This window comes from Streptomyces sp. NPDC039609 (assembly GCF_055596705.1).
This window is the reverse complement of sequence record NZ_JBVIUJ010000004.1, coordinates 168014-189404: the sequence shown is the minus strand read 5'-3', so window position 1 is coordinate 189404 and position 21391 is coordinate 168014. Positions and strand designations below refer to the sequence as shown.

Genomic DNA, 21391 nt, shown 5'->3' with positions numbered 1-21391 from the left:
GAAGCCTTTCAGGAGGGTGGGCAACAGGGAGGTCAGCCGAGCAGGGAACGGCCGATGATCTCCTTCATGATCTCGGTCGTCCCGCCGTAGATGGTCTGGATGCGGCCGTCGGTGAAGGCCCTGGCGACCGGGAATTCGGCCATGTAGCCGTATCCCCCGTGGAGCTGCAGACAGCGGTCGGCGACCCGCTTCTGCAGCTCGGTCGCCCACCACTTCGCCATCGACGCGTGGACGGCGTCGAGTTCCCCGTTCGAGTGATCGACGATGCAGCGGTCGAGGAACGTCCGGGTGACGGCGCACTCGGTGGCCATCTCGGCGATCTCGAAACGCACGTGCTGGAGCTTGGCCAGCGGCCGCCCGAACGCCTCGCGTTCCTTGACGTAGGTGGTGGTGATCTCCAGGAGGTGCTCCGCGGCGGCGATGCCGGCCACGGCGATGGCCATCCGTTCCTGGGCGAGGTTGGTCATGAGGTGGACGAAGGCGCCGTTGAGCTCGCCGAGGAGGTTCTCCTTGGGGACGCGCACGTCGGTGAAGAAGAGCTCGGCGGTGTCCTGGGACTTCTGCCCGATCTTGTCGAGGTTGCGGCCGCGCTCGAAGCCCTCCATGCCACGCTCGACGGCCAGCAGCGACAGACCGTGCGCGCCGCCCTCCGGGGTCGTCCTCGCGACGACGATCACCAGGTCGGCGAGGATGCCGTTGGAGATGAACGTCTTGGAACCGTTGAGGACCCAGTGGTCGCCGCGGTCCTCGGCGCTGGTCCGGATCCCCTGGAGGTCGGAACCGGCACCCGGCTCGGTCATCGCGATGGCGGTGATCAGCTCGCCCGTGCAGAAGCCGGGCAGCCAGCGCCGCTTCTGCTCCTCGGTGGCGAGCGAGGTGAGGTAGGGACCGATGATGTCGTTGTGCAGGCCGAGCGCTATGCCGGGCGCGCCGGCGCGGGTGAACTCCTCGGCGAGCACGGCGCTGTAGCGGAAGTCGGCGTTGCCGCCGCCTCCGTACTCCTCGTCGACGGCCAGGCCGAGCAGCCCCTGGTGTCCGGCGGCGAGCCAGGCCTCGCGCGCCACGATGCCGTCCTTCTCCCACTGCTCGTAGTGGGGCAGCACCTCCTTGGCGAGGAAGGTGCGGACGGTCCCGCGGAAGGCTTCGTGGTCGGCGGTGTAGAGCTGGCGCTTCATGCTTCGGGCTCCTGAGGGGCTTCGTCGCGGGCTTCCGGGCGGCCGGCCGGCCGTGCTTCCTTGCCGGTCAGCGCGGGTACGGACCAGTCGCGGGCGACCGCGTCCGTGTCGGCGCCCGGCCGGGCGGGTCCGGAGCGGACGGCTCCGGGGGTGACGGAGAAACGGGGCGCGGGTGCGGGCTGGGTGAGGCCGGCGTGCTCGACGAACGTGCCCCGGGCCGCGAGGTGGGGGTGGGCGGGGGCCTCGCGCATCGAGAGGACCGGCGCCACGCAGGCGTCCGTCCCCTCGAAGACGGCCGCCCACTCGTCGCGCGTCCGGGTGCGGAAGCGGTCGGCGACGGCGGCGCGCAGTTCGTCCCAGCGTCCGAAGTCCTTACGGGCGGGGGCGACGTCCTCGATGCCGAGCAGGCGCGTGAACTCCTCGTAGAACTGCTGTTCCAGGGCGCCGACGGCCATGTACCCCCCGTCGGAGGTCTCGTAGGTGCCGTAGAAGGGGCAGCCGCCGTCCAGCAGGTTGACGCCCCGGCGGTCCTGCCAGCCGCCGGCCGCCACCATGCCGTGGATCATGGTGGTGAGGTGGGCCGCGCCGTCGACGATGGCCGCGTCGACGACCTGGCCCTCGCCGTGCGTCCGCGCGTGCTGGAGTGCGGCGAGCACGCCGACGACGAGGTAGAGCGAGCCGCCCGCGTAGTCGCCGACGAGGTTGGCGGGGACGGTGGGCGGGCCGTCCGGCTCGGGGCCGATCATGCCGAGGGTGCCGGTGATCGCGATGTAGCCGATGTCGTGTCCGGCGCTCGCGGCGAGCGGCCCGTCCTGGCCCCAGCCGGTCATCCGGCCGTAGACGAGCTTCGGATTGCGGGCGAGGCAGGCCTCCGGGCCGACGCCGAGGCGTTCGGCGACACCGGGGCGGTAGCCCTCGATCAGGATGTCGGCGCGTTCGACGAGGTCGAGCACCGTGGCCGGGCCGCCGTCGGCCTTGAGGTCGACCAGGACGGAGCGCTTGTTGCGGTTGGTGAGGTCGTACGCGGGGTCGATGCCGAGTCCGGGGCCGCCGGGCCGGTCGATCCGTACGACGTCGGCGCCGAGGTCCGCCAGGAGCATGGCGGCGAACGGGCCGGGCCCGATCCCGGCCAGCTCGACCACGCGCACCCCGGAGAGCGGGCCGTTCCCACCGTTCGCCTGCGCTGTCATCGAGCCCCCAGGACCATGTGTGACACCAATGATGTAACACCAGTGATGCTAGGAACGTGTTCCACTCCGCACAAGCCCCCCGGCCGAGCAAGCGCTTGGAAATTCGGTCGACAGAGGCGGAAGTCCGGATCTTGTGCCGCTGGGGTCCTGCCATGTCCACACCGAAACGCGGCCAGGGACCACCCCGACGGCTACCGCTGACGGAGCCCGCGGAGGGTACCGCTAGGCTCCGCGCTCTCAGGGGAAGCCGAAGGCGAAGGCGAGGGGCTGAATGGAGACCGGGAACGGCACGGGACGGGAGACGGCGGAGCGGCCGTACGACGTGGTCCTGTTCGGGGCGACGGGGTTCGTGGGCGTGCTCACCGCGGAGTATCTGGCCGAACACGCACCGGCCGACTGCCGGTGGGCGCTCGCCGGGCGCAGCCGCGCCAAGCTGGAGGCCCTGCGGGCCGAGCTGGCCGTCCGATGGCCGCGGTGCGCGGAGCTGCCGCTGCTGGTCGCGGACTCCGCCGACGCGGACGCCGTACGCGAACTGGCCGAGTCCACCCGGGTGGTGGCCACCACGGTCGGCCCCTACGTCTGGTACGGCGAGGGACTGGTGGCCGCGTGCGCGGAGGCCGGCACGGACTATGTGGATCTGACCGGAGAGTCCGAGTTCGTCGACCTGATGTACGTACGGCACGACGCGCGGGCCCGGGAGACGGGTGCCCGGATCGTCCACGCATGCGGCTTCGACTCCGTACCGCACGATCTGGGCGTCTACTTCACCGTCCAGCAGCTGCCGACGGACGTGCCGCTGCGGATCGACGGATTCGTCCGCGCCGGAGCGATCTTCTCGGGCGGGACCTTCGCGTCGGCGCTGACCGCGATGGGGCGCGGCCGGGAGATCCAGCGCGCTTCGCACGAACGACGCCTGCACGAGCCCCGGCTGGTCGGCCGGCGGGCGCGGGCGCCGCTCGGCGCACCGCGGTTCAGCCGGGAGACCGGCACCTGGGCACTGCCCCTGCCGACGATAGATCCGCAGGTGGTGGCGAGGTCGGCGCGGGCCCTGGAGTCCTACGGCCCGGACTTCCGCTACCGGCACTACGCCTCGGTGAAGACGCTGCCGATGGCTCTCGGCGGCTCCGCCGCGATCGGCACCGGCGTCATCGCGGCCCAACTGGCGCCCGTACGCCGCTGGCTGATGGACCGTTACGAGCCGGGAGACGGCCCCAGCGCGGAGCGGCGCGCACGCAGCTGGTTCTCCGTACGGTTCGTCGGTGAGGGCGGCGGGCGGCGGGTGTTCACGGAGGTGTCGGGCGGCGACCCGGGGTACGACGAGACGGCGAAGATGCTCGCCGAGTCGGCCCTGAGCCTCGCCTTCGACGACCTGCCGAAGACCGCCGGGCAGGTCACGACGGCCGTGGCGATGGGCGACGCGCTCCTCGACCGGCTGCGGGCGGCGGGCATCCGCTTCCGGGTGGCGTACGAGGGCTGACGCCCCCGACTCGGTGCCGTACGGGACGGGGTCGCCCGGACTCGGTGCCGTACGGCACCGAACTCAGTGGCGTACGAGACAGAAGGGATGGCCGGCCGGGTCCGCGTAGATCCGCCACCCCCGGTCGCCGTCCCCCTCGTCGAGCTGCCACGCCCCGAGCGCCAGCACGGCGTGGTGCGCGGCCTCCAGATCGGTGACCTTCACGTCCAGGTGGAACTGCTGCTCGGGCGCGCCCCAGACCGGCGGCCGGTGGTCGGCCACCCCCTGGAAGGCGAGCACCGGCGCGCCCGAGGCGTCGTGCAGAGTGGCCCAGCTATCGTTGACGGCCCACTGCGAGTCGGGGCGGTTGATCTCGCCGCCGAGCAACTGCTGGTAGAACCCGGCAAGTTCCAGCACGTCCGTACAGTCGAGCACGACGCACTGCAGGGTGCCGATCACGCGATCACCCAGCCCGCGAGCACGTAGGTCATGGCGCAGACCCACGCCAGGGCGACGAGCCCGGCGACGGCCAGGGTCGCGGTCGTGCCGCGTGCGACAGAACGCGGATGGGTGGGAACGGGGGTTGTCATGAACCCCACTCTGCCGCCCATGATCGCGGCCCGCCATCCGTACTCGTACTCAGGTCCTCCACGATCCGTTGCCACTCGTGCTCACCTCCGGCCAGGGGCCAGGCCCAGGTGGGACGGTTGCCGGTACGCAGCTCTTCGAGACGACGGACGAGGGCGCCGCCCGCGATCTCGGCCCCGTCGGGGACCGCGGGTCCGTGGCGGGCCATGAGGGCGGAGAACCGGGCGAGTTCGGCCTCGTACACGGCGGCCGCCTCGGACTCTCCCCGCTCCCGCTCGTCGCGCGGGACGGTCCGCCGGAGGACGAGAACGGGCGGTTCGACGTCCTCGGCGATCGCGGCGGCGAGCCTGGCATGCCCGTCGAGCAGCAGATAGCAGTCGAATCCGCTCACCCACCAGAGCAGGACCGGGGGCAGGATCCCGGCGCGGGCCTGCTTGCGGTACGCCGTGACGCGGCCGTCGTCCGCGTCCGGAAGCGGGCGCAGCGGCAGCACCTCCCAGGAACCGGAGTGGATGAACCAGTCGATGTATCCGTCGGGATGCCCGGCGACGACGAGCTCGCCCCAGTACTCGGCGGGGCCCATGCCGTCCCGGTTCCACTGCGGCTGCGTCTCGGGGGTGAGCACCCAACGGCCGTCGTGGAGCGGCCCGTCCGGATCGGTGGTCAGCTCGCGGGCGATGTGGTGGGCCCAGCGCTCGGGCCGGTCCGCGTACGCGCGGGCGTCGGCCGCCCGGAGGGGCGGGAGGAGCGGGCGGGGCGCGCCGGCGCGGTAGAAGTCGACGCCGTAGAGGTGCGGGTCCACGACCGCGAGGAGCAGGGGGTCGTCCTCCTGGGTCAGCACCAGCCGGTTGCCGGCCGTCCGCAGGCGGAGTCCGGGCCTCGGCCGGTCCTTCACATCGAGGATCAACTCGGTCACGGCGCTCCCCCGAGGGCTTCCTTGAGGGCGCGGCGGCAGAGGGAGTCGGCGTGGCGGGTGGTCTCCGGGATGCGGTAGCGCGGGGTGAGGAGCACGGTGTGGGCGCACGCGTTGTCCAGGGAGACGCGGTGGCCGACGGAGACGAAGACGGGCTTCACGCCGGCCTGGGTGCGCAGCGCGCGGCCTACTTCCTCGTCACCGGCCACGAGCGGGCTGAAGTCGCCCCGCTCGGCGCCGGGTTGGTCGTACGTGAAGGTGAAGGGGTTCTTCGCGACGCCGATCGACGGGCACCCGGCCAGCACTCCGAGATGGCTCGCGAGACCGAAGCGGCGCGGGTGCGCGAGGCCGTAGCCGTCGCAGACCAGGAGCCCGGGGTCGGTCTCCAGCGAGGCGAGCGCGGCGAGCACCGTCGGGATCTCGCGGAAGGCGAGCAGCCCAGGGACGTAGGGGAAAGAGACCCGGCCGACCGCCGTGGCCTCCTCCACCACGTCGAGCGTCCGGGCGTCGAGCACCACGGCCGCCGCCGCGACGAGATCCCGCTCGTCGTCGTACGCCACGTCCAGACCCGTGACATGCCCCGTGCCGGGCGCCGGGCCCGGCTCGTCGAGGGTGAGGCGTCCCCGCAGCTCCCCCTGCACGGCACGGGCGGCGGCTTCGTCGGCGGGCCAGCCCGCGGGAATGTCGATGATCTTCATGGTGCCGGCCAGCCTACGGCGCCCCTCCGTCCGACAGGCGAACGGTTTTCCCACCGCGTTCCGGCTCCCCGGTAGCCTGGCGATCATGTTCGTACTGGAATTGACCTACACCGCTCCCGTCGAGCGGGTCGACGCGCTGCTCGCGGCGCACATCGAGTGGCTCGACGCGCAGTACGCCGGCGGCGTCTTCATCGCCTCGGGGCGGAAGAACCCGCGCGACGGCGGTGTGATCCTCGCCGCCGGGGTCGACCGCGCGGAGATCGAGAAGATCGCCGCGGCCGACCCCTTCAGCGTCGAGGGCGTCTGCGCGTACCGGATCACCGAGTTCTACGCGACCAAGACGGCCGACGCCCTCGCCCCGTACCGGGAGCAGCTTCCTTCCTAGGATGTGTCCGACCCTGATCTGTCGGACACACCCTGTGCGCCGCGGGCTCCGGCAGCCACATGCCGTGGCTCCGGCAGGCGTTCCCTAGCCCCGTCCGAGGCGGGCGATCCTGCCCTGCTCGCCGGAGGCCCAGCACGCGCCGTCCCACGTGCAGTCGACCGTGTCGAACGAGCCGGCGTCGACCGTCCGCCAGGTGCGGCCGCCGTCCGTCGTCAGGTCCGTGCCCGTGTGGCCGACGGCGAGCGCGGCCGTCCGGCTGTGCGGGAGCCAGGCGACACCCGAGCGGTACGCGGGCGGCGGGACGGAGGCGGCGCGCCAGCCGTGTCCGCCGTCGCCGGTGACCGCGGCCGCCCGCGGGGACGGCTGGTCCTTGCGGTAGTCGCCGCCCACCGCGATCCCGTGCGTACGGTCGCGGAACGCGAGCCCGAAGACACCGCGTGCCGGGTCGCCCGCCGGAATCGTGGATTCGGCGGTGGTCCAGGTCAGGCCCCGGTCGCCGGAGTGCAGCACGCGCGCCGTGGCCCCGCCGCCGGTCGCGAGCCAGACGTCCTTCGGCCCGGACGAGACCAGGCACTGGCCGCTCGCCGCGAACCCCGCCTCGCCGGGCAGCGCGGCCGGCATCCCGGTGTCCGGCAGCACCCCCCACGTACGGCCGCCGTCCCGCGTGGCGAGGATCCGGTACTTCCCGTCCACGGGATCGCTCATGGCAAGCCCGTGCCGGTGGTCGAAGAACGTCATGCAGTCGTAGAACGCCCGCGGATCGGTGTTGCGGAAGGCCTCGGTCCAGGTCGCGCCGCCGTCGTCGGTACGCAGCACACGCGACGCCTCCCCCTCGCCGATCGCGAGGACCACCGCGCGCCGGGCGTCGAACGCCTCCACGTCGCGCAGCTCCAGCTCAGCCGCCCCGGGCGGCGAGACGTTCCGCCAGCTCCGCCCGCCGTCCGTCGTCCGCAGCACCGTCCCCTTCGAACCCGCAGCCCAGGCCGTACGACGGTCGACCGCCGCGAGCCCTCGGAAGCGGGCGTCGGTTCCGGTCTCGGTGAGCTGCCAGGACACCCCGTGCGACGCGCCCTGCGCTGCTCCCGCCGGAATCGCCACCGCCGCCAGGGCGAGCACCGCCCCGCTCAGGCCCACCGACAACATTCGTCTCGTCTTCCCCATGGACGTCATGGCGCCGGAAGCTAGCCCACCCCGGTGATCCCGTCCAGAGTGCGTCGCGCCCGCCTCCTTCCTAGGCTGGACCGCATGACCGACGAGAAGCCGAAGCTCAAGGAGTACGCGGGCGAAGGCATCACCGTCACCTTCGAACCGCGCCGATGTCTGCACGCGGCCGAGTGCGTGCGGGGTCTGCCGGCGGTCTTCGACCTGGAGAAGCGTCCCTGGGTCCGACCCGACGGCGCCGACACCGCTCTGGTCGCCGAGGTCGTCCGCCGCTGCCCCTCCGGCGCACTGCGGTACCACCCGGCCGACGGTTCCGCCGAGCCCCCGGACTCCCCCACGACCGTGCGCAGGAACGTGGCCGGACAGCTCGTGCTCCGCGGCGACCTCTCGGTCGCCGGCGAACAGGGCGTACGGCACGAGACGCGCGTGATGCTCTGCGGCTGCGGGGCGTCCGGGAACCAGCCGTACTGCGACCACTCGGGGCCCTGCGCCGCCCCGCCGACCGACGACCCGGTGGACCGCCCCGCCGAGTCGAGGTGAAACGCCCAGGTGAACGGCGGTGACACAGCTCACGTCCTCCACCAGTGCACGTTCGGGCCCGATCGTTCGTCCTTCCTTGTGTCAGGGAGACGTCAGGAACCGAAGCCGCGCGACAGGAGCTGGCCTTGCCCACCGTCATCGAACAGGCCGTCCAGGCCCGTCTGGTCGCATCCGCTCCCCGGATGGAAACCGTCCCCGCCACACTGCGGTACGACCGTGAGGACCCCTTCGCGGTGAGCATGGCGTTCCCGCCGCCGGCGACGCTGGAGGGCGTCGAGGTGTCGTGGGCGTTCTCGCGCGAGCTGCTGACGGAGGGGGTGGACGGCCCGGCCGGGCTGGGGGACGTCCGCGTCCGTCCGTACGGCTACGACCGCACCGTCGTCGAGTTCCACGCGCCCGAGGGCGTGGCCGTGGTGCACGTCCGCACGTCCGAACTGCGGCACTTCCTCAAGCGGTCGCAGCACCTGGTGCCGATCGGCCGCGAGCACCAGTACCTGGACTGGGACCAGGATCTGGCCGAACTGCTCGACGACTACGCCTGAGCGGTACCTCTCCGCCGCTCCGGGCACCGCCCGTAAATCGCTTGTCTCCCGCTCGACGCACGGCGTACCGTCCTGGCCTGGCCCTGTTGTCGCCCGATCGGAGAAGGCCGTTGCTCGTCTGAGGTTTCGAGACACCGTGCCGCGCGTGCCCCTTGCCGCCGCGTGTGCCGTCTTCGACCTCGGCGTACGAGCTCTTGTGCCTGCCCGCGCCCCCGGTGTCTCACCCGTTGCCCCAGCCCACGCTCTTGCAACCGGGAGGCCCCCATGGCGACCCATCCCACGTTCATCACCTGCTCCTCTCTCTCCTTCTCCTGGCCCGACGGCACCGAGGTCCTCGACGACTTCCGGCTCGCGGTCGGTCCCGGCAGAACGGGCCTGATCGGCCTCAACGGATCGGGCAAGTCCACGCTCCTCAAGCTCGTCGCGGGTGAGCTGACGCCCACCGACGGCACGGTCCGTACGGTCGGCGAGGTCGGCTACCTCCCGCAGAACCTCTCCCTCGACACCACGCTCCGGGTCGACGAGGCGCTCGGGATCGCCGCCACCCGCGCGGCGCTGCATGCCATCGAGGCGGGTGACCCTTCCGAGGAGAACTTCGCGGCCGTCGGCGACGACTGGGACGTGGAGGAGCGGGCCCGCGCCACGCTCGACCAGCTCGGGCTCGGCCACATCGGGCTCGACCGGACCATCGGCGAGGTGTCGGGCGGTGAGTCGGTCCTGCTGCGGCTCGCCGCACTGCTGCTCGCCCGGCCCGACATCCTGCTGCTCGACGAGCCGACCAACAACCTCGACATGTACGCCCGTCGCCGGCTCTACGAGGCGGTGGACGCCTGGTCCGGGGTGCTCGTCGTGGTCAGCCACGACCGCGAACTCCTGGAGCGGGTCGACCAGATCGCGGATCTGCGGGACGGCGAGGTCGGCTGGTACGGCGGCGCCTACTCGGCGTACGAGGAGGCGCTCGCCGCCGAACAGGAGGCGGCCGAACGGATGGTGCGGGTGGCCGAGGCCGACGTTCAGCGCCAGAAGCGTGAACTCTCCGACGCCCAGCAGAAGTTGGCGCGACGCAAGCGCTACGCCCAGAAGAGCGCCGCGAACAAGGTGGTCCCGAAGATCGTGGCCAACAACCGCAAGAGCGAGGCCCAGGTGTCGGCGGGCAAGCACCGCGCCCTGCACTCCGAGCGGCTCGCCGAGGCGAGGGAGCGACTGGACGCCGCAGTGGAGGCGGTGCGGGACGACGACGAGATCCGGATCGAACTGCCGCGCACCACGGTCCATCCGGGCCGGGAGGTGCTGTCGCTGCGCGAGGTGGAGTTGCGCTACGGAGCCCGCGTGGGCGGCGAGTTCGAGCTGCGCGGACCGGAGCGGATCGCGCTCGTGGGCCGGAACGGGGCCGGCAAGTCGACCTTGCTGCGGACGATCGCCGGTGAACTGGAGCCGCTGTCGGGCGAGGTGATGACGCACGTGCCGCTGCGCTTCCTGCCGCAGCGACTCGACGTCCTCGACGAGGAGCTCAGCCTGGTGGAGAACGTCGCCCGGTTCGCACCCTCGGCGACGGCGAACGCGGTCAGGGCGCGGCTCGCGCGCTTCCTCTTCCGGGGCGGGCGGGCGGATCAGGCCGCCGGGACGTTGTCGGGCGGGGAGCGGTTCCGGGCGACCTTGGCGGCGCTGCTGCTCGCCGAGCCCGCTCCGCAGCTGCTGATGCTGGACGAGCCGACCAACAACCTGGACATCGCTTCCGTCCGGAAGCTGACGGCGGCGCTGGAGGCGTACGAGGGCGCGCTGATCGTGGTGAGCCACGATGTGCCGTTCCTGGAGTCGCTGGGGATCACCCGCTGGCTGCTGCTCGACGGTGAGCTGAGGCCGACGACGCCGGAGGCGGTGCTGGAGGGGGCGCCGGTGGACAAGACCGACCATCTGCTCTGAGTAGCCGTGATCGCGGACGGCAGGGCACGCCGAGTGCGTGACCTGCCTCTCCGTCCACGCCCATCAGCAGCGCACATAACGGAACGTAACCGGACATCGCCGAGACGGGCTTGGCCGACGCCTTACGGAGCCTTAACCTACGGTCTCGTAACCTACGAATCCGTAGGTAATTCCGTATACCCTTCTCCGTCCCCAGGAGTCCCAGTGACGCTCACCTCTCCCCACCTCGGCAGCTCGACAGGGTGGACCGACGCGCGGCTGCTCTACGCGCTGGAAGAGGTGGTGGAGAAGGAGCTCAACCGGCACCTCAAGGTCACCAAGGACTGGATGCCGCACGAGTACGTGCCGTGGTCCGACGGCCGGAACTTCCCGGGCTTCTTCGAGGACGGCGAGGCCTGGGACCCGTCCCAGTCCAAGGTCACCGACATCGGCAAGATCGCCCTCGTGGTGAACCTGCTTACCGAGGACAACCTCCCCAGCTACCACCACGAGATCGCCAGCCTCTTCGGCCGCGACGGCGCCTGGGGCACCTGGGTGCACCGCTGGACCGCCGAGGAGGGCCGCCACGGCATCGTGATGCGCGACTACCTGCTGGCCTCGCGCGCGGTCGACCCGGACAAGCTGGAGCAGTTCCGGATGGCGCACATGAGCGAGGGCTTCGAGTCCGACAACCGGCACTCGATGCTGCACTCGGTCGCGTACGTCGCCTTCCAGGAGCTCGCCACCCGCATCTCGCACCGGAACACCGGCCACCAGTCCGGCGACCCCGTCTGCGACCGGATGCTGGCCCGTATCGCCACCGACGAGAACCTGCACATGGTCTTCTACCGCAACCTGCTGGGCGCGGCCTTCGAGATCGCCCCCGACCTGACCATGCAGGCCGTGCGGGACGTCGTCGTGAACTTCCGGATGCCCGGACACGGCATGCCCGGGTTCGAGCGGGCGGCGGCGCAGATGGCGATCGGCGAGATCTACAACATGCGCATCCACCACGACGACGTGCTCCAGCCGGTGCTGCGCTTCCTCAAGGTCCTCCAGATCGACGGCCTGGGCCCGGAGGGGCTGAAGGCCCAGGAGGAGCTGGGGCTCTACATGGCGGGCCTGGACAGCGAGGCCAGCAAGTTCGACGAGAAGCTCGCCGCCCGCAAGGCGCGGATGGAGTCCCGCAAGGCGGGCTGACCGGCCGGACCGGCTCGGCGGGCCGACCGGCCGGGCCCCGCGGGGCGGGTCGATCGGCTGCGCCCACGTGGCGGGCGGACCGGCTACCAGGCGGCTTCCCGGTAGTCCTTGAGGAAGACGCCCGTGACGGGCTCCCCGGCCTCGCCGCGCACGATCGGGTCGTAGATCCGGGCGGCGCCGTCGACGACATCGAGCGGAGTCCGAATGCCCACGGCGGCTATCCGGGCCTTGCGCGGCGCCGGGTTCTCGTCCGTGATCCAGCCCGTGTCCACGCTGCACATGTGGACGCCCTGCTCCGCCAGCTCGCCGGCGCTGGTGCGCGTGAGCATGTTGAGGGCGGCCTTCGCCATGTTCGTATGGGGATGGCCGCCCGTCTTGTTGCGCACGGCGAAGCGCCCCTCGACGGCGGACACGTTCACGATGTAGCGGCGGGGACGCGGGGAGGCGAGCAGCAGCGGCAGCAGCCGGTCGCAGAGCAGGGTCGGTGCGACGGCGTTGACGAGCTGGGCCTCCAGAAGCTCGGCGGCGTCGAGCTCGCCGAGCCGCACCGACCAGGAATTGTGGGCCGCGAGGTCGGGGAGCAGCCCGGCCTCGTCGGGCTGCGCGTCCGGTCGGACGACCTGGTCCGACTCCAGCGCGGCGAGGACGGGTACGGTCTCGGCGGTGTCGTAGCCCGGCGCGGGAATGACACCTTCGGGGAGCGCCTCGCGCTCCCCCGCCGCGAGCAGGGCGTACGACTCCGGGGGCCGGCGTATCGTCTGGGCGGCGTTGTTGACGAGTATGTCCAGCGGCCGTCCCTCCGCACGCAGCCGCTCGCAGAGGCCGAGGACCTGGCGCGGGTCGCGCAGGTCGATGGCGACGACGGTGAGCCGCTCCAGCCACCGCTCGCTGCCCTCGGCGGCGCGGAAGCGGCGCAGGGTGTCGTGCGGGAATCGACTGGTGACGAGTACCTCGGCGCCGTCGCGGAGCATCATCAGCGCCAGCTGGAACCCGATCTTGACGCGACCGCCGGTGAGCAGGACCCGGCGACCGGTGAGGTCGGTGCTCAGGGCGCGACGGGTGGTGTTGTCGGCGGCGCAGGGCGGACAGAGCCGGTGGTAGAAGGCGTCGGCCTGTCGATAGGGCGACTTGCAGACATAGCAGTTGTGGCTCTTGAGGAACTCACCGGGCGACGTGCCCCCCGCGACCGCCAGAGGGGCGTCCTCGCGTCGATCGAGAGCCCCGGTCGCGGTGCGCGCGGTCAGGGCGGCGTCGGTTGCGGCCTGCTCGGCACGACGGGCCTTGCGCCGCTTGTTGCGGCTCTCGCGGGCGAAGCCGGCGGCGAGCTCCTCGCCGCGCATCCGGTGGGGGTCGCCGAGGGGCAGGCTGCGCAGCCTGGTGAGGGTGCGCTCGAAGGCGGCGAGTTCCTGGTCCATGGGTCCTTGATCGTAGTGAGCGTGGACCAGGGTCGGCACCCGGTTATCGCCTCGGCCGGCACCGGTGGAACCGAGGTGGCGGGAGCGGCCCGGAACGGAACGGCCGGCACGGGTGGAACCGAGGTGGCTGGAGCGGCCCGGAACGGCCGGTACCCGGACCTCACGTTCCGGCGACCCGCACGGCTCACCCCTGCTGTCGCTTCAGCCGCCCCCGCTCCTTCTCCGAGAGCCCGCCCCACACCCCGAACCGCTCGTCGTGGTCCAGGGCGTACTCCAGGCACTGCACCCGCCCCTCGCACGCCCCGCACAGCTGCTTCGCCTCGCGGGTGGAGGAACCGGGGGCCGGGAAGAAGAATTCGGGGCCCGCCTGGGCGCACAGGGCGTTCTCCTGCCAGGACATGTCGGGGGCCGGGGCGTTCAGTACGGCGGTGGTGTCGGTCTGCATGGCGGACACGTTGCCCCGTGGCCGTAAACGGCCCATCAACGTTCGATCAATGCGGCGCGCCGAGCGCTTCGACGCCTCCTTGCGCGGCGCACTCGCGGGTCGCGCAAGGAGGGACCTCAGCTGTCGTCCTTCTTCGCCCGGCTCGGCTGCACGCGCTTCGGTTCCCCCGGCATCTTCGGGTACTCCGGCGGGTACGGCAGGTCGCCGAGGCCGTGGTCCGCCTCGTCGCGGCGGGCCAGTTCCAGGAGGCTCTCCAGGCTGAAGCGTTCGTCGTCCATGCCGGCGTGGACGTCGCCCAGCTCGGCGTAGCGGGCCGGCATCGTCCTGATGTCGAAGTCCAGGGGCGTCGCGTCGTCGATCTCGTCCCAGTTCAGCGGGGCGGAGACCGGGGCATGGGGGCGGGGCCGGACGGAGTAGGCGGAGGCGATCGTGCGGTCGCGGGCCGTCTGGTTGTAGTCGACGAAGATCTTCTCGCCGCGCTCCTCCTTCCACCACTTGATCGTCACCTGATCCGGCATCCGCCGTTCCAGCTCGCGTCCGCACGCGATGGCCGCACGGCGGACCTGGGTGAAGGTCCAGTTCGGCTCGATCGGAACGAAGACGTGCAGGCCGCGCCCGCCCGAGGTCTTGGGCCAGCCCCTCAGTCCGTGCTCGTCGAGCACGGCGCGCAGCTCGTGCGCGGCGCGCACCGCGTCGGCGTAGTCCGTGCCCGGCTGCGGGTCGAGGTCGATGCGCAGCTCGTCGGGATGGTCGGTGTCCTCGCGCCGGACCGGCCAGGGGTGGAAGGTGACCGCGCCGAGGTTGGCGGCCCACAGCACGGCCGCGGGCTCGGTCGGGCACATCTCGTCGGCGGACCGGCCGCTGGGGAAGGTGATGTGCGCGGTGGGGATCCACTCCGGGAGGTACTTGGGGGCGCGCTTCTGGAAGAAGGACTCGCCCGTCACCCCGTCGGGGTAACGCTCCAGGGTCGTGGGACGGTTGCGCAGCGCACGCGTGATGCCGTCCCCGACCGCCAGGTAGTAGCTGACCATGTCGAGCTTGGTGTAGCCGGGTTCGGGGAAGTACACCTTGTCCGGATTGGACACGCGTACGGTCCGCTCGCCGACTTCCAGTTCCACCGCTGCCGCCTTGCTCGCCATGCGAGCCAGCGTAGAGCTCGCCGACATTCCCCGCATACCGGACAATCGACCCATGGATCTGCCGGTGATGCCGCCCGTGAAGCCGATGCTGGCCAAGGCCGTGAAGAAGATCCCCCCAGGGATGCAGTACGAGGCGAAATGGGATGGTTTCCGCGCCATCGTGCACCGCGACGGGCCGGACCTCGTCATCGGCAGCCGTACGGGCAAGCCGCTGACCCGCTACTTCCCCGAACTGGTCGAGGCTCTGCTGCACCGGCTCCCGCAGCGCTGCGTGGTCGACGGCGAGATCGTGATCGAGCACGAGGGGCGGCTCGACTTCGACCGGCTCACCGAGCGCATCCACCCCGCCGACTCACGGGTGCGGATGCTGGCCGAGAAGACCCCCGCCCGGTTCATCGCCTTCGACCTGCTCGCCCTCGGCGACGAGTCCCTCCTCGACACCCCGCTCACCGACCGCCGGGCCGCCCTGGCGGAAGCCCTGCGCGGGGTCGACGCCCCGGTTCACCTGGCACCGGCGACGACGGACCCGGAGGTCGCGGCGCGCTGGTTCGAGCAGTACGAAGGCGCGGGGCTGGACGGCGTGATCGCCAAACCACTGGATCTGCCGTACCGGCCGGACGCCCGCCTGATGTACAAGATCAAGCACGAGCGGACCGCCGACGTGGTCGTGGCCGGGTACCGCTTCCACAAGAGCGGGCCCGTGGTCGGCTCCCTGCTGCTCGGGCTGTACGACGGCGGCGGCACCCTTCAGCACGTCGGGGTCTGCGCCGCCTTCACCGCCAAGCGCCGCGAGGAGCTGGTCACCGAGCTGGAGCCGCTGCGGATGGACCCGCCCGACGGCCACCCGTGGGCGGCCTGGGCGGAGGAGGCCGCGCACGCGGGGGCGCGGCTGCCGGGCGCGCCGAGCCGCTGGTCGGGGAAGAAGGACCTCTCCTGGGTGGCGCTGCGACCGGAGCGGGTCTGCGAGGTCGGCTACGACCACATGGAGGGCGACCGGTTCCGGCACACGGCCCAGTTCAAGCGGTGGCGGCCGGACCGCGCGCCGGAGTCCTGCGGGTACACACAGCTGGAGGAGCCGGTCTCGTACGACCTCTCCGAGGTGCTGGCGTAGCCATCGGCGGTACGACGTCTCAGCGGTACAGCGCCTCGATCTCCGCCGCGTACGCCGCCGCCACCGCGTGCCGCTTGACCTTGAGAGACGGGGTGAGCATCCCGTTCTCCTCGCTGAACTCCCCCGGCACGATGCGGAACCTGCGGATCGACTCGGCCCGGGAGACGGCCTGGTTGGTGTAGTCGACGGCCTTCTGGATGTCGGCGATCAGCTCCGGGTTCTCGCAGAGCGCGGCCATCGGGGTGTCCCCGGGCCGCTTCCGTACGGCCAGCCAGTGCTGGACCGCCTCGGGGTCGAGGGTGACGATCGCCGCGATGTACGGGCGGTTGTCGCCGACGACCAGACACTGCCCCACCGGCGGACGGCTGCGCAGCCGGTCCTCGAGAACGGCCGGGGGAACGTTCTTGCCGCCCGAGGTGATCAGGATGTCCTTCTTGCGGCCGGTGATGACGAGATAGCCGTCGTCGTCGAGGGCGCCGAGATCGCCGGTGGCGAACCAGCCGTCCCGCAGCACCTCCTCGGTGGCGTCGGGGTCGTTCCAGTACGCGGCGAAGACGATGCCGCCCTTGATCAGCACCTCCCCGTCGTCGGCGATGCGGATCGCGATGCCGGGGACGGGCCGTCCGACGGTGCCGGGCCGGGGCCTCAGGGGCGGGGTGACGGTGGCGGCCGCGGTCGTCTCGGTGAGGCCGTACCCCTCGTAGACGAGCACCCCGGCGGCGTAGAAGAAGAGGCTGAGGCGGCGGTCGAGCGGGGATCCGCCGCTGATGGCGTACCGCAGATTCCCGCCGAGCTCCTTGCGGATGCGCCGGTAGACGAGGAGGTCGTACAGGGCCCAGCCGGCCGTCAGTCCGAGTCCGGGGCGGCGGCCCTCGTCCAGCAGGCGGCTCAGCGCCGCCTCGCCGAACCGCACGGCGATGGAGTCGGCGCGGTCGAAGGACGAACCGCGGCCGAGCTTCTCGGCGGTGGCGCGCCCGGTGTCGTGGATCTTCTCGAAGAGGTAGGGCACCCCGACGACGAAGGTGGGCCTGAACCGCCGTAGTTCGGGCCGCAGTTCATCGGGCTTGATGCTGGGGAAGTGACCGATCTCGATACGGGCCATGAGGCAGGCGATCTGGATGGCGCGTCCGAGGATATGGGCGAGCGGCAGGAAGAGCAGCGTCGAGGCCGCCTGACCGGTGACCTCCTTGAAGACCGGGTGCAGCAGCTCCACGGTGCCGGCCCCTTCGGCGTGAAGATTGCCGTGGGTGAGGACACAGCCCTTGGGGCGGCCGGTGGTCCCGGAGGTGTAGCAGACGGTGGCGACGGTGTCCGATGTGAGCGCGGCGCGGCGCCTGGCCACCTCCTCGTCGGGCAACTCCGTTCCGATTCCGGTCAGTTCCTCCACTCCGCCGGAGCCGATCTCCCAGCTCCGGACCGGTTCGGAGAGCCTCGCGGCCGCTTCGAGAAGCGCGGCCGTGTGCTCGGCGGCCTCGGTGACGGCATGACGGGCGCCGGAGTCCTGGAGGATCCAGACGATCTGTTCGGCCGAGGACGTGGGGTAGACGGGGACGGTCTGCCCGCCGGCCGCCCAGATGGCGAAGTCGAGCACGCACCATTCGTAACTCGTGCGCGCCATCAGCACGACCCGCCCACCGGGCTCCACCCCCGCGGCGATCAGCCCCTTCGCGGCGGCCCGGACGTCGCCGGCGAACTCGGCCGCGGTGACGGGCTGCCAACTCCCCTGCCGCTTACGACGCATGACGACCGCGCCGGGATCCTCAGCGGCGTTGACGAAGGGGATGTCCGCGGGCGTACCGGTGGGCGGCGGCCCGTCCGGGAGGGGTGTACGCGCCTCGCGCACGACACCGTTCTCGCGCACGAGCTCGACCGGGAAGCGGTCGAGAAGGGCGCTGCGCCTCTTGGCCTGCTTCAGATCCTTGCGTACGCCCATGGCGGGCTCCTGTTCGCGGCATGCGGGCGGGGAGTGACCGGTTCTCTGGACTTACCGAACAGTCAACTTACCCGCGCGTAAGGCGTTTTCAACCGCCCTCGCATGTTCTCCCGTAAACCACTTCGGCCCGCCACGGCGTCATCGAGCGACCGAATCCGGCGTGAGATGCTTCACATTCCCGCTTCGACGATCCGCCACCGGGCAGGGATTCTCGATTCTGCATTCGACGGACACCCGAGCGATTCGGGGCGGCGGTCTCCTGGTGAAGATCGCACCGCGCGCCGTACACCTGCGAGAACGTTCCGCGCCGCCGCCCGGGGCCCCCGGAGCGGGGTGCACATCCGCTCCGTACGCCCGGCCGAGCGGCCTTCCGGCCGTTGCCGCACGGAGACATCCCCGTCGACGAACCCGGAAGCCCATCCTGTACGTATGGAGGGGGAGACCCCTCCCCGACACCGGACCCCCACAAGGACTGACCCGTGATCACCTCGCCCTCACCCCTCGTCCCCGTCCCGATCCCCGACCGTGTGGCCGCGATGATCGGTTCCTGTCTGCCGCTGCACGTCCTGCAGGCGGAGGTCGATGCCGACTGCGCGGCGCGCGAGGTGCTCAGGTTCCGTGGGCCGCTGTGCGCCGAGGACCACGCGGACCGCGAGCACGCCCTGTCCACGCTCGCCCGGGCCAACAAGGTCCTGGCGAAGCATCACCCGCTGCTGCCGGTGCTGCCGCGCTAGCACCACCCGGCGGCTGCCCGTATCCCCGCCCTGCACCACCTGCTGACGGCCGGTGCTGCCCCGCCCGGCATCACCCGCTGACGGCCGGTGCTGCCCCGCCCGGCATCACCCGCTGACGGCCGGTGCTGCCCCGCCCGGCACACCACTCGCTGCTGCCGGTGCGCTCCGCCGGCGCTCCACCGGCAGGCGGCCCCTACTCCGTTCGGGGCGCCGCCCCGTCGCCGCACCGGTTCGGCCGTCCCCCACATGCGGGCGGCGCCACCCGGTGTGAGGCTGCGAGAGTGACCACCACCAGCGAAGCCGCGCCCGCGCCCCCGGCCGCCGGGCCCCCCGTGCTCGACAGTCGCCGCCGCAACATCGTCTTCGGCACGATCATGCTGGGTGTACTGCTCGCCGCGCTGGACCAGACGATCGTCGGCACCGCCCTGCCGACCATCGTCTCGGACCTCGGTGGCGCCGCGCACATGTCCTGGGTGGTCACCGCCTACCTCCTGGCCGAGACGGTCGCCGCCGCGCTCGTCGGCAAGTTCGGTGATCTGTTCGGGCGCAAGGTGATCTTCCAGATCTCCGCGATCATCTTCATCACCGGCTCGTTCCTCTGCGGCCTCGCCACCAACATGACCCTGCTGATCGTCTGGCGCGGACTGCAGGGCGTCGGCGCCGGCGGTCTGATGGTCACCTCGATGGCGCTGATCGCCGATGTGATCCCGCTGCGGGAGCGCGGCAAGTACCAGGGCGCGATCGGCGCCGTCTTCGGCGTCTCCACCGTCATCGGCCCGCTGCTCGGCGGGCTCTTCACCGACCATCTGACCTGGCGCTGGGCGTTCTACGTCAACGTCCCGATCGCGATCCTGGTGGTGATCGCCGCCGCCCGTACGATCCCCTCCGTACGCTCCGCGAGCAAGCCGGTCATCGACTACGCGGGCATCGCGCTGGTCGCGGCTGGCTCCAGCGCCCTGATCCTGGCGACCAGTTGGGGCGGCAACGAGTACGCCTGGACATCCGGCGTCATCATCGGTCTCTTCGCCGGCGGACTGATCGCCCTCGCGCTGTTCTGCTGGGTGGAGACCCGGGCCGCCGAACCGATGCTGCCCATGCGGCTCTTCGCCAATCCGGTGTTCACCGTCTGCTCCGTGCTGAGCTTCGTCGTCGGCTTCGCCATGCTCGGTTCGATGACGTTCCTGCCCACCTACCTGCAGTACGTCGACGGTGACTCGGCCACCGTCTCGGGCATCCGCACGCTGCCGATGGTCGTCGGTCTGCTGATCGCGTCGATCTACAGCGGCAATGTGGTGAGCAAGACGGGCTCCTACCGGATCTTCCCCATCGTGGGCTGTCTGGTGATGGGGGTCGGTCTCTTCCTCCTGTCCCTGATGGGCACGGGGACGAGCGCCTGGCTGGAGTCGCTGTACATGTTCGTGCTCGGCGTCGGCATCGGTCTGTGCATGCAGGTGCTCACCATCGCCGTGCAGAACACCGTGGAGTACGCCGATCTCGGCACCGCCACCTCGGGCGTCACCTTCTTCCGTACGCTGGGCAGCTCCTTCGGCACCGCCGTCTTCGGCACGATCTACACCAACTCCCTGGAGCCCAACCTGGCCCAGGGAGTCCGCGAGGCCGTGGCGATCGCCGGGCCCGGCCAGGACCCGGCGGCGATCGCCACGGCCGCGACCAGCCCGTCCGGCGTCCACGGGCTGCCGGACGACGTGGCGGCGCCGATCGTGGAGGCCTATGCGGACACCCTGCACACGGTCTTCCTCTGGACGGTGCCGGTCGCCGCGATCGGCTTCGTCGTGGCGCTGTTCCTGAAGCAGGTGAAGCTCCGGGACACGGCCCGGGCCTCGGCACCCGACATGGGCGAGGGCTTCGGCTCACCCACCACCGCCGGCGACTCGGCCAAGCTGCTCGAACTCTCCGTCGGAAGGATCCTGCGGAAGACGGACTTCGAGACCGCCCGCCGGATCGTCGCCGACTCCGACACCCGGCTCGACACGGCGGGCGCGTGGGCCGTGATGCAGGTGGAGCTCTACACCCGGATCGTCGGACACGCCAGCCTCGGGCTCGTCTCGGCCGGCCGGCGGGTGCCTCCGGAAGTCCTGCTCCCGGTCTTCGACCGCATGGTCGACGAGGGGTTCCTGACCCGGGACGGCAATCTCCTCTCGCACACCCCTGCGGGGAAGCGGGAGGCCGAGGTCATCACGCACGCCTGGGGCGACTGGCTCAGCGGCCAGGTCGAGCGGGAGCGCGGGCGGCCGAGCGGGCCCGAGTTGCGGGCGGCGACCGACGCCATCGCGAAGAAGCTGATCGCCGAGGATCTGGCGACCGGGCTGCCGAGGGGCAGGCGGGAGCTGGAGGGCGCTACTCGATGAACTCCCCGTCGACATAGACCCAGGCGCCTTCATGGCGGGCGAAGCGGCTGCGCTCGTGGAGCGCGCCGGGGACGCCGCCGTGGGTGTATGAGGCGACGAAGGTGACCGTTCCGGCCTGGTGGAAGGCGGTGCCGTCGCCGGTGTCCCGGATCTCGAGGCCGGTCCAGCGCATCGAGGGGTCGAAGTCGACCTCGGACGGCCGGGTCTGCGGGGCCCAGGTGCGCAGCAGATAGGCCTCGTCGCGGACGACGAAGGCGCTGTAGCGGGAACGCATGAGCAGTTCGGCGGTGGGCGCGGCGGCCGATCCGGAGTGGAAGCGTCCGCAGCAGTCGCCGTAGCGGGCGGTCAGTCCGCAGGGGCACGGCGAGTCCGTGGTGATGCGGGGGGACGGGGGGTTCTTGCGTGTGGTGCGTCGGGCCATGGGGCCATTGTGTCCTGCGCCCGCGAGGAGGGCGGGATCGAGCCATGTGCGCGGGGCGGCTCGCGCGACTCTTC

At 71.5% G+C, this 21391-nt stretch carries 21 protein-coding genes; 9 read left to right on the top strand and 12 right to left on the bottom strand.

The window, feature by feature from the left end; genetic code table 11:
* Positions 1–32: 32 nt before the first annotated feature.
* Together ACZ561_RS13075 and ACZ561_RS13070 are read right to left on the bottom strand one after the other, a co-directional pair.
* Complete coding sequence (locus ACZ561_RS13075) at positions 33–1175, bottom strand: acyl-CoA dehydrogenase family protein (protein WP_470993410.1); 1143 nt, start codon at positions 1173–1175, stop codon at positions 33–35.
* Entirely contained in the window at positions 1172–2365 is a 1194-nt protein-coding gene (locus tag ACZ561_RS13070; RefSeq protein ID WP_470993407.1) for a CaiB/BaiF CoA transferase family protein, read from the bottom strand. Before ACZ561_RS13070 ends, ACZ561_RS13075 begins: the two co-directional genes overlap by 4 nt.
* Positions 2366–2636: 271 nt before the next feature.
* Here ACZ561_RS13070 and ACZ561_RS13065 point away from each other — a divergent pair, with 271 nt between their 5' ends.
* A complete protein-coding gene (locus ACZ561_RS13065; protein WP_470993404.1) occupies positions 2637–3842 on the top strand; it encodes a saccharopine dehydrogenase family protein in 1206 nt (401 codons plus the stop codon).
* A gap of 63 nt (positions 3843–3905) precedes the next feature.
* Here ACZ561_RS13065 and ACZ561_RS13060 read toward each other — a convergent pair whose 3' ends face one another.
* From ACZ561_RS13060 to ACZ561_RS13045, 4 genes are read right to left on the bottom strand one after another with little or no spacing between them, the layout of a single operon-like run.
* Complete coding sequence (locus ACZ561_RS13060) at positions 3906–4280, bottom strand: VOC family protein (protein WP_376435238.1); 375 nt, start codon at positions 4278–4280, stop codon at positions 3906–3908.
* The gene (gene mmpA / locus ACZ561_RS13055) at positions 4277–4411 is read right to left on the bottom strand and encodes a morphogenic membrane protein MmpA (RefSeq protein ID WP_376435240.1); all 135 of its coding nucleotides are present in this window, start codon (positions 4409–4411) and stop codon (positions 4277–4279) included. Before mmpA ends, ACZ561_RS13060 begins: the two co-directional genes overlap by 4 nt.
* Positions 4408–5325, bottom strand: a complete 918-nt coding sequence (locus ACZ561_RS13050) for a hypothetical protein (protein ID WP_470993401.1) — start codon at positions 5323–5325, stop codon at positions 4408–4410. Before ACZ561_RS13050 ends, mmpA begins: the two co-directional genes overlap by 4 nt.
* On the bottom strand, positions 5322–6020 hold the full coding sequence (locus ACZ561_RS13045) for an endonuclease V (protein ID WP_470993398.1): 699 nt from the start codon (positions 6018–6020) through the stop codon (positions 5322–5324). The genes ACZ561_RS13050 and ACZ561_RS13045 overlap by 4 nt, the downstream gene beginning before the upstream one ends.
* 85 nt (positions 6021–6105) lie before the next feature.
* On the opposite strand from ACZ561_RS13045, the gene ACZ561_RS13040 reads away from it, so the two are divergent.
* Positions 6106–6405, top strand: a complete 300-nt coding sequence (locus ACZ561_RS13040) for a YciI family protein (RefSeq protein ID WP_470993395.1) — start codon at positions 6106–6108, stop codon at positions 6403–6405.
* An 84-nt stretch (positions 6406–6489) separates the two neighbouring features.
* On the opposite strand, the gene ACZ561_RS13035 is transcribed toward ACZ561_RS13040, so the two are convergent.
* The gene (locus ACZ561_RS13035; protein WP_470994421.1) at positions 6490–7566 is read right to left on the bottom strand and encodes an oxidoreductase; all 1077 of its coding nucleotides are present in this window, start codon (positions 7564–7566) and stop codon (positions 6490–6492) included.
* Between the two features lie 84 nt (positions 7567–7650).
* Between ACZ561_RS13035 and ACZ561_RS13030 the strand changes: the two genes are divergently transcribed.
* The 4 genes from ACZ561_RS13030 (at position 7651) to ACZ561_RS13015 (ending at position 11750) form a co-directional block, all read left to right on the top strand.
* Positions 7651–8106, top strand: coding sequence for a (4Fe-4S)-binding protein (locus ACZ561_RS13030; RefSeq protein ID WP_470993392.1), 456 nt, complete (start codon positions 7651–7653; stop codon positions 8104–8106).
* Positions 8107–8231: 125 nt separating this feature from the next.
* Positions 8232–8648, top strand: a complete 417-nt coding sequence (ssgD, locus tag ACZ561_RS13025; protein WP_376435256.1) for a spore wall synthesis regulator SsgD — start codon at positions 8232–8234, stop codon at positions 8646–8648.
* Between the two features lie 264 nt (positions 8649–8912).
* Positions 8913–10571 carry an ABC-F family ATP-binding cassette domain-containing protein gene (locus ACZ561_RS13020; protein ID WP_470993390.1) on the top strand — a complete coding sequence of 553 codons (1659 nt, stop codon included), beginning with the start codon at positions 8913–8915 and terminating at the stop codon, positions 10569–10571.
* A gap of 204 nt (positions 10572–10775) precedes the next feature.
* Complete coding sequence (locus ACZ561_RS13015) at positions 10776–11750, top strand: acyl-ACP desaturase (RefSeq protein WP_470993387.1); 975 nt, start codon at positions 10776–10778, stop codon at positions 11748–11750.
* 83 nt (positions 11751–11833) lie between these two features.
* Here ACZ561_RS13015 and ACZ561_RS13010 read toward each other — a convergent pair whose 3' ends face one another.
* The 3 genes from ACZ561_RS13010 to ligD form a co-directional block, all read right to left on the bottom strand.
* On the bottom strand, positions 11834–13165 hold the full coding sequence (locus tag ACZ561_RS13010; protein WP_470993384.1) for an SDR family NAD(P)-dependent oxidoreductase: 1332 nt from the start codon (positions 13163–13165) through the stop codon (positions 11834–11836).
* Positions 13166–13349: 184 nt separating this feature from the next.
* Positions 13350–13610: a WhiB family transcriptional regulator gene (locus ACZ561_RS13005; RefSeq protein WP_470993381.1), complete on the bottom strand. Its 261-nt coding sequence runs from the start codon at positions 13608–13610 to the stop codon at positions 13350–13352.
* A gap of 116 nt (positions 13611–13726) precedes the next feature.
* The gene (gene ligD / locus ACZ561_RS13000; RefSeq protein ID WP_470993378.1) at positions 13727–14749 is read right to left on the bottom strand and encodes a non-homologous end-joining DNA ligase; all 1023 of its coding nucleotides are present in this window, start codon (positions 14747–14749) and stop codon (positions 13727–13729) included.
* Positions 14750–14801: 52 nt separating this feature from the next.
* Between ligD and ACZ561_RS12995 the strand changes: the two genes are divergently transcribed.
* Entirely contained in the window at positions 14802–15860 is a 1059-nt protein-coding gene (locus ACZ561_RS12995; protein WP_470993375.1) for an ATP-dependent DNA ligase, read from the top strand.
* 19 nt (positions 15861–15879) lie between these two features.
* Here ACZ561_RS12995 and ACZ561_RS12990 read toward each other — a convergent pair whose 3' ends face one another.
* A complete protein-coding gene (locus ACZ561_RS12990) occupies positions 15880–17793 on the bottom strand; it encodes an AMP-dependent synthetase/ligase (RefSeq protein WP_470993372.1) in 1914 nt (637 codons plus the stop codon).
* A 536-nt stretch (positions 17794–18329) separates the two neighbouring features.
* Between ACZ561_RS12990 and ACZ561_RS12985 the strand changes: the two genes are divergently transcribed.
* Both ACZ561_RS12985 and ACZ561_RS12980 read left to right on the top strand, forming a co-directional pair.
* Entirely contained in the window at positions 18330–18527 is a 198-nt protein-coding gene (locus ACZ561_RS12985; protein ID WP_376435313.1) for a hypothetical protein, read from the top strand.
* 281 nt (positions 18528–18808) lie between these two features.
* Positions 18809–20896: an MDR family MFS transporter gene (locus ACZ561_RS12980; RefSeq protein WP_470993370.1), complete on the top strand. Its 2088-nt coding sequence runs from the start codon at positions 18809–18811 to the stop codon at positions 20894–20896.
* On the opposite strand, the gene ACZ561_RS12975 is transcribed toward ACZ561_RS12980, so the two are convergent.
* On the bottom strand, positions 20886–21317 hold the full coding sequence (locus tag ACZ561_RS12975; protein ID WP_470993367.1) for a YchJ family protein: 432 nt from the start codon (positions 21315–21317) through the stop codon (positions 20886–20888). The genes ACZ561_RS12980 and ACZ561_RS12975 overlap by 11 nt on opposite strands.
* Between the last annotated feature and the right edge of the window lie 74 nt (positions 21318–21391).